General features: G+C 30.4%; 4 protein-coding genes. All 4 read right to left on the reverse strand.

The annotated features are described in order from the left end of the window. Positions 1-63 precede the first annotated feature (63 nt). Positions 64-513, reverse strand: a complete 450-nt coding sequence (smpB, locus tag Q0370_RS08380) for an SsrA-binding protein SmpB (RefSeq protein ID WP_299574552.1) — start codon at positions 511-513, stop codon at positions 64-66. A gap of 24 nt (positions 514-537) precedes the next feature. Then, positions 538-2,811, reverse strand: coding sequence for a ribonuclease R (gene rnr / locus Q0370_RS08385; RefSeq protein WP_299574555.1), 2,274 nt, complete (start codon positions 2,809-2,811; stop codon positions 538-540). A gap of 22 nt (positions 2,812-2,833) precedes the next feature. Next, the gene (gene yqeK / locus Q0370_RS08390; RefSeq protein ID WP_299574558.1) at positions 2,834-3,409 is read right to left on the reverse strand and encodes a bis(5'-nucleosyl)-tetraphosphatase (symmetrical) YqeK; all 576 of its coding nucleotides are present in this window, start codon (positions 3,407-3,409) and stop codon (positions 2,834-2,836) included. A 390-nt stretch (positions 3,410-3,799) separates the two neighbouring features. Beyond that, on the reverse strand, positions 3,800-4,594 hold the full coding sequence (cobK, locus tag Q0370_RS08395; RefSeq protein ID WP_299574560.1) for a precorrin-6A reductase: 795 nt from the start codon (positions 4,592-4,594) through the stop codon (positions 3,800-3,802). Positions 4,595-4,743: the final 149 nt, after the last annotated feature.

Raw genomic sequence — 4,743 nt, forward strand, 5'->3', positions numbered from 1 at the left:
TTTAAATAAGGTACATTTTTTATTATCACAAATTCATATTTTCTAACTTTTACCATTCTCAATCTATCTTCCAAAATTCTTTTGAATTTTATTCATATCCCTGTCAATATCCTTCCTTTTCAGCGATTCCCTCTTATCATGCATCTTTTTACCTTTTGCCAGCCCTATTTCCATTTTTACAAGCCTTTGCTTTGTATAAACTGAAATTGGAACAATGGTATAACCCTGCTCTTTAATTTTTTCACTCCATTTTTTTATTTCACGTCTATTCAAAAGCAATTTTCTCACACGGGATTCTGCCACATTATTAATATTTCCAAATTCATAAGGTGTAATATGCATGTTCATTACAAAAACTTCATCCCGTATAATTCTTATAAAACTTTCCTTTATGCTGACTTTTCCAGCTTTCACAGATTTTACTTCCGTTCCTACAAGTTCAATACCTGCTTCCAGCTTATCTTCTATGAAATAATCGTGAAAAGCCTTTTTATTTCTAGCTAATACTGGCATTTTCCCTCCTTCCAATATTCTTTATTACTCTTCAGTCTCCTCGATTTTTGCTCTTTCTTCCACATAAGGTATGACCTCAATTTCCATTTTTGTATAACTTGCACTTACAACACTTACTTTCATTGTGCTTCCCATAGTATAGGACTCATTATTTCTTTTATCTATGATTTTAAAGTTTTCTTCATCATAAATAAAATTATCACGTGCTGTTGTAACATTGTAAACCACTTCTATGTGATTTTCTAGTTCCATAAATATCTTATTTTTATTCATCCCGCTAAGTCTAGCAATATAAACTTGTCCTATTTTATCTTGCATATACTCAATTAATTTTATTTTTACACTGTCTTCTTCCAGTTTATCCGCTATTCTTTCAGTTTTCGAAATACTTGAGGCAATTGCTTCAAAATTAGCTCCATATTTAGCTTTTTCCTTTTCATTCATAAATTTTTCAATCGAACGTCCAAGCATTCTGTGAACAATTAAGTCAGAATATCGACGTATCGGTGATGTAAAGTGCAGATAATATTTAGAAGCAAGACCAAAATGTCCAAGATTTTTGTTGGCATATCTTGCACGCTGCATTGCCCGTAAAATCAGTTTGTGAATCAAATACCCTTCTGGCAGTCCTGTCGTTCTTTCTATTATGTTCTGAAATTTGCCAGGATGTATTTCTTCCAATCCTTTTAGGGAATATCCAAATTTTATCAAAGTTTCATTTAACGCTTGAACTTTCGCCTTGTCAGGATCTTCGTGAACTCTGTAAATTGCTGGAATTTCTTCCCAGAAAAGTTTTTCCGCCACAGTTTCATTTGCAATAACCATAAAGTCTTCTATAATTCTTTCAGCTTCCCCTCTAGAACGCAATACAATGTCCTTTACGGCCTTATTTTCATCTAAGACTACCTTTATCTCAGGTAATTCAAAATCAATGCTCCCACGTCTCTTTTTGTTGTTTCTGATGATTTTAGATAATTCCAGCATATTTTTTAGCATTTCATCAATTTTTATATATTTATCATAAAGACCTTTGTATTCTTCAGATTCTTCATTTTTTTCCAAAATTTTATTTACATTTTCATAAGTCATTCTGTATTTGGATTTTATAACCGATTTGTAAAAATCATTTCTTACAACTTTACCTTTTTTATCCAAATCCATTTCTACAGTAAAAGTTAGCTTATCCTCATTCGGATTAAGTGAACACAGATTATTTGATAATTTTCTTGGCAACATAGGAATTACCCTGTCTACAAGATAAATTGAGTTTCCACGTTTTAGTGCTTCTGTATCAAGCTCGGTATTTTCCCGTACATAGTAAGAAACATCGGCAATACTTACAAAAAGTTTATACCCATCTTCTGTTTTTTCCACATAAACCGCATCATCCAAATCTTTCGCATCAGAACCGTCGATTGTAATAATGTCAAGATGTCTCAAATCTTTTCGATTTTTTAGTTCTTCCGAAAAATCCTCATCAATTTTGTCCAGTTCCTGCAAGACTTCATTTGGAAATTTCTCCTCAATTCCTTCATTCAAAAGCAATGACGAAATTAGTGCCTCTGTATCCTTGGGACTTCCCAGAACACTTATAATCTCTCCTTCAGGCTTTCTTTCCTCATCTCCCCAGAAGTCCACCTTTACAGCCACTAAATCTCCAGTTTTTGCACCTTTTATCAATTTTTTTGGAATATAAATATCCTTTGGAGAATTTCTTGGACGCACAAAGCCAAAACTTAAATTATGCTCAAAAACTCCAACTATAACATCTCGATTTCTTCTTACAACTTTGTAAACTTCCCCTTCACGTTTCTTTCCATCTGAACTTTCCTTCAAAATACGTACCAGAACAGTATCTCCATTCATAGCCGTATTCAAATAAGCTCCAGGAATAAAGACGCTAGCCTCTCCATTAATATCAAGAAATCCGAAATTTCCATTAGAAATAGAAATTTCCCCTTTCACAAACCCTTCCTTCTCAGGCAAGGTATATCTTCCATTCCTTTTCAAATAAATATCTCCGCTTTCTTCCCATGCATTTAAAAGCTGCTTATACATTTTCCGTTTTTTCTGGCTCCATTCCAGCAGCTGTAATATTTCCTGAAAAGTAAACTCATATTCTGCTAGCACTTGTCGCAAATATTTTAATTCACGCTCTTCCTTAAGTTCCATTTTCCGAGTTTTTTCATTTTCTTTTTTAATATTGTAATTTTTTCCACTAAATTTTTTTCCCTTATGAAAATTTTTATCGTTATTTTCAATATTTTTATGTTTTTCTTTCTTTTGTTTATTTCCCATATTTTACCTCTATTTTTTTATTCTAAATTTTATTAGCTATTATCGAATTTCTAAATTTTATAACATTTGGATGAATGATAGAATCCTTCGCAAACAAATATTTTAATTTTTCCTCAATTTCAAATTTTATTGCCTTATCTAAATCAGTTTTTGCAAGTTCTCTAGCTGTTTCTACACCTTCCCAGCTTCTCCCTTCTTCAATCGCATCTGAAAGATAGACAATCTTAGCAAGAGTACTCATATTTTCTTTCCCAATTGTATGATATTTTATTCCATCCAAAATTTCTTCATCATCAATTCCAAACAATTCATAGTTTTGCCGTACAAATTCAGCTCCTGCAAATCCATGAAGCACGGCTGTAGACTTCGACATCTTGTCCTCTACTTCAGGATATTTACCCTTAGTCAAGTCAATCATAACTGACAAGTCAAAAAATTTTGCCACATCATGAAGCCAAGCTGAAGCTGCAACTTTTTCCACATCTACATTATAAATTTTTGCAAGTTCTACAGCACATTTAGCAACTCTTTCCACATGATTGTATCTTTTTTCATCCAAATATTTTCTTACATTCTTCTTAATTACTTCTATATTCATAATACCACTTCCCCTAATTTATAACAATTTTCAAATATAGTAATTCCAGCTTAAATCAAGAATAAAAGATTAGCCTGTTCTACAGCCAATCCTTTACTTTTTACATATTTTTACTCTAATTTTTAAGCATAACTATAAATCAATATCTATTGACATTATTATACTACACTAGAAAGAAAAAAACAATAAATCTAAATAAGCAAGAAAGCTTTATTATTTTTTATTAAAGCTATTCTTACTTCTTAAAAAAAACTATTATACTAAACTCGATAAAATAATAAATTCATAGAAAATTTTTCAAAAAAGAATAAAATCTAATATTTTAAAATGATTAAAATGTAATTTATATCCTAGTTGTATAATTTATTTCTACTATTCTTCACTAAAACTTTAAACAAGTTTTACAATATATTCTATTAATTCCTCAATTGTATGGAAAAATATTCCATAATTCAATACTGGACGTTTTATTGCTAAAATTTTTACTCCACATTCCTGACACGCTTCAACTTTTTGAAGTTCTCCCCCAGTTTCACCGCTTTCTTTTGTTATAAGATAATCAATCTTAAAATCTTTTAACATCGCAATATTCATATTTTTAGAAAACGGCCCCTGCATTGCAATTATATTTTTAGGTAAATATCCAAGCTCTTCAGCACTTTGTATTGAAGTTGTTGTTGGCAGAATTCTAACAAACAAATTATTTTTCTCTCTTATTTCTTTTATTTCCGCCAAAGTGTTAGATCCCAATGTACTCAATACATTTTTATTTTCAACTTTATTTAAAAACATAATTATTTCCTGTAAATTTTGGAATTTAAACACATTTTCACTTCCATAATCAACCATTTTTCTTTCAAATCTTACATATTTTATCTCTTTTCCTTTTTCGGCTCTTTCATTCAAATAACTTACCATTGAAATAACAGTATTACTAATATTTTGTGCATATGGATGGCTAGCATCAATAATTAAGTCAATCTTCTTCTCTAAAATCATGCTTTCAATCTGCAGTACATTCAATCTTTCTGAAAGTACATGCACTTTTTCATTCTTAGCCACATCTTCAAGTAATTTTCCACCATACTCAGTAGCTGTACTCACAATAATCTCATCTTCCCGAACTTTCAAAACTTCATCTAAAATACTTCTTGAATCTTTCGTTCCACCAATTATCCAAATCATTTAATTTCCCTTTCCTAATCATTATAATTTTAGTATCTATCAAATATATTTGATTATACTACTTTATTATTATACTAATAATTTTAACTTTTGCAAATATTATTTACAGACCTCGGTTTAACATCTATAATTATGTGAGTAAATTAAAA

Origin of the sequence: uncultured Leptotrichia sp. (assembly GCF_938036635.1) — a bacterium.
GTDB classification, from domain to species: Bacteria; Fusobacteriota; Fusobacteriia; order Fusobacteriales; family Leptotrichiaceae; genus Leptotrichia; species Leptotrichia hongkongensis.

What these genes read in the sequence shown, in the direction of transcription:
- rnr (WP_299574555.1), bottom strand. Translation starts at nt 2,811, where the DNA reads ATGGGAAATAAACAAAAGAAAGAAAAACATAAAAATATTGAAAATAAC.
- cobK (WP_299574560.1), bottom strand. Translation starts at nt 4,594, where the DNA reads ATGATTTGGATAATTGGTGGAACGAAAGATTCAAGAAGTATTTTAGAT.
- smpB (WP_299574552.1), bottom strand. Translation starts at nt 513, where the DNA reads ATGCCAGTATTAGCTAGAAATAAAAAGGCTTTTCACGATTATTTCATA.
- yqeK (WP_299574558.1), bottom strand. Translation starts at nt 3,409, where the DNA reads ATGAATATAGAAGTAATTAAGAAGAATGTAAGAAAATATTTGGATGAA.